This window comes from Aquitalea sp. S1-19, assembly GCF_024343515.1.
This window is the reverse complement of record NZ_RJTZ01000298.1, coordinates 1-1,498: the sequence shown is the minus strand read 5'-3', so window position 1 is coordinate 1,498 and position 1,498 is coordinate 1. Positions and strand designations below refer to the sequence as shown.

Annotated in this window: 3 protein-coding genes, 1 tRNA gene and 1 pseudogene; all 5 read right to left on the bottom strand. The window is 52.9% G+C overall.

Translation table 11 applies throughout. The annotated features are described in order from the left end of the window. Positions 1–110: pseudogene (gene rplK, locus EGI20_RS18575) on the bottom strand (50S ribosomal protein L11); the annotation flags it as partial. A gap of 97 nt (positions 111–207) precedes the next feature. Beyond that, positions 208–741: a transcription termination/antitermination protein NusG gene (gene nusG, locus EGI20_RS18570; protein WP_124735794.1), complete on the bottom strand. Its 534-nt coding sequence runs from the start codon at positions 739–741 to the stop codon at positions 208–210. Between the two features lie 2 nt (positions 742–743). Continuing rightward, positions 744–1,097: a preprotein translocase subunit SecE gene (secE, locus tag EGI20_RS18565; protein ID WP_498633174.1), complete on the bottom strand. Its 354-nt coding sequence runs from the start codon at positions 1,095–1,097 to the stop codon at positions 744–746. Positions 1,098–1,160: 63 nt separating this feature from the next. After that, positions 1,161–1,236: transfer RNA gene (locus tag EGI20_RS18560), tRNA-Trp, on the bottom strand. A 13-nt stretch (positions 1,237–1,249) separates the two neighbouring features. Further along, positions 1,250–1,498: EF-Tu C-terminal domain-related protein (locus tag EGI20_RS18555; RefSeq protein ID WP_498633172.1), on the bottom strand; the 249-nt coding region annotated here is incomplete at its 5' end.

The window sequence follows — 1,498 nt, the reverse complement described above, 5'->3', positions numbered from 1 at the left end:
TCCATGATGTTCAGACCACGCTGACCGAGCGCCGGGCCGATTGGCGGCGATGGGTTTGCTTTGCCAGCGGGCACTTGCAGCTTAATAAAGCCGATAATCTTTTTTGCCACAATAAACTCCTAAACGGGTATGACGCAGGCAACAAGCCCGCTCCCCAACGAGAGCGCGTGATTATACACGAACCCCCTCAAACAACCAAATGAAAAATCAGAGCTTTTCCACTTGGCCAAAATCCAGCTCGACCGGGGTATCACGTCCGAAGATCTGCACCGACACGCGCAATTTATTGCGCTCGTAGTTCACTTCGTCCACTGTGCCGTTAAAGTCGTTGAACGGGCCATCAACCACGCGCACGCGCTCACCCACTTCAAACAGAACCTTAGGCCTAGGCTTTTCAACCCCTTCTTGCATCTGCTGCATGATGGACTCGACTTCCTTGACCGAAATCGGCGCAGGACGATTAGCCGTGCCACCAATAAAACCGGTCACCTTAGGCGTACTCTTGACCATATGCCAGCTGTCGTCGGTCATTTCCATCTCGACCAGCACATAACCCGGGAAGAACTTGCGCTCGGTGATCGAACGGCGACCGTTTTTCATGTCGACAACTTCTTCAACCGGCACCAGCACCTGACCAAACAGATCAGCGATATCCGAACGGTCGATCCGCTCACGCAATGCTTTTTGCACGCTCTTCTCGAAGCCGGAGTAAGCGTGAACTACATACCAACGTTTCGCCATGATTAGCCCCGTTTCAGAATGATATCGTAGAAAAACCAGGTCAGAGACGAATCAACCAACCACATGAACAACGCCAGCACCAACACAAAGACGAAAACCATGCCCGTCATTTGCGTCGATTCCTTGCGCGTAGGCCAGACTACCTTTTTAGCCTCTGCAACCGAGTCATGCGCATAAGCGACAAACTCTTTGCCCGGCGTAGAAACCCACACCACACCAGCAGCCAAGGCCAGGCCCACAATAAATACCAGCGCCCGCAACAAGCCCTGCGTTTCGGGAACGAAATAGAAACCAGCCACACCGGAAGCTACCAACAGCCCCGCCAGCACCAGTTTGATCTTGTCTTGCATTTCCATTCGATTCTCTCAGTGCATATGCGACAAAAGACTAACCGGCGAAATTCGCCGGTTAGTCTTATTTGGCAGGCCAGGAGGGTCTCGAACCCCCAACCCTCGGTTTTGGAGACCGATACTCTACCAATTGAGCTACTGGCCTAAAACCTTTTCAATCAAGCGATGATCTTAGCAACCACGCCTGCACCAACGGTACGACCACCTTCGCGGATAGCGAAGCGCAGACCGTCTTCCATAGCGATCGGAGCACTCAGCTCAACCGTGATGGATACGTTATCGCCAGGCATCACCATTTCCACGCCTTCTGGCAGGCTAACAGCGCCAGTTACGTCCGTAGTACGGAAGTAGAACTGAGGGCGGTAGTTAGCGAAGAATGGCGTGTGACGACCACCTTCGTTCTTGCT

Excerpts from the sequence above, each read along its gene's own strand:
- nusG (WP_124735794.1), bottom strand. The coding sequence starts at position 741 with ATGGCGAAACGTTGGTATGTAGTTCACGCTTACTCCGGCTTCGAGAAG.
- secE (WP_498633174.1), bottom strand. The coding sequence starts at position 1,097 with ATGGAAATGCAAGACAAGATCAAACTGGTGCTGGCGGGGCTGTTGGTA.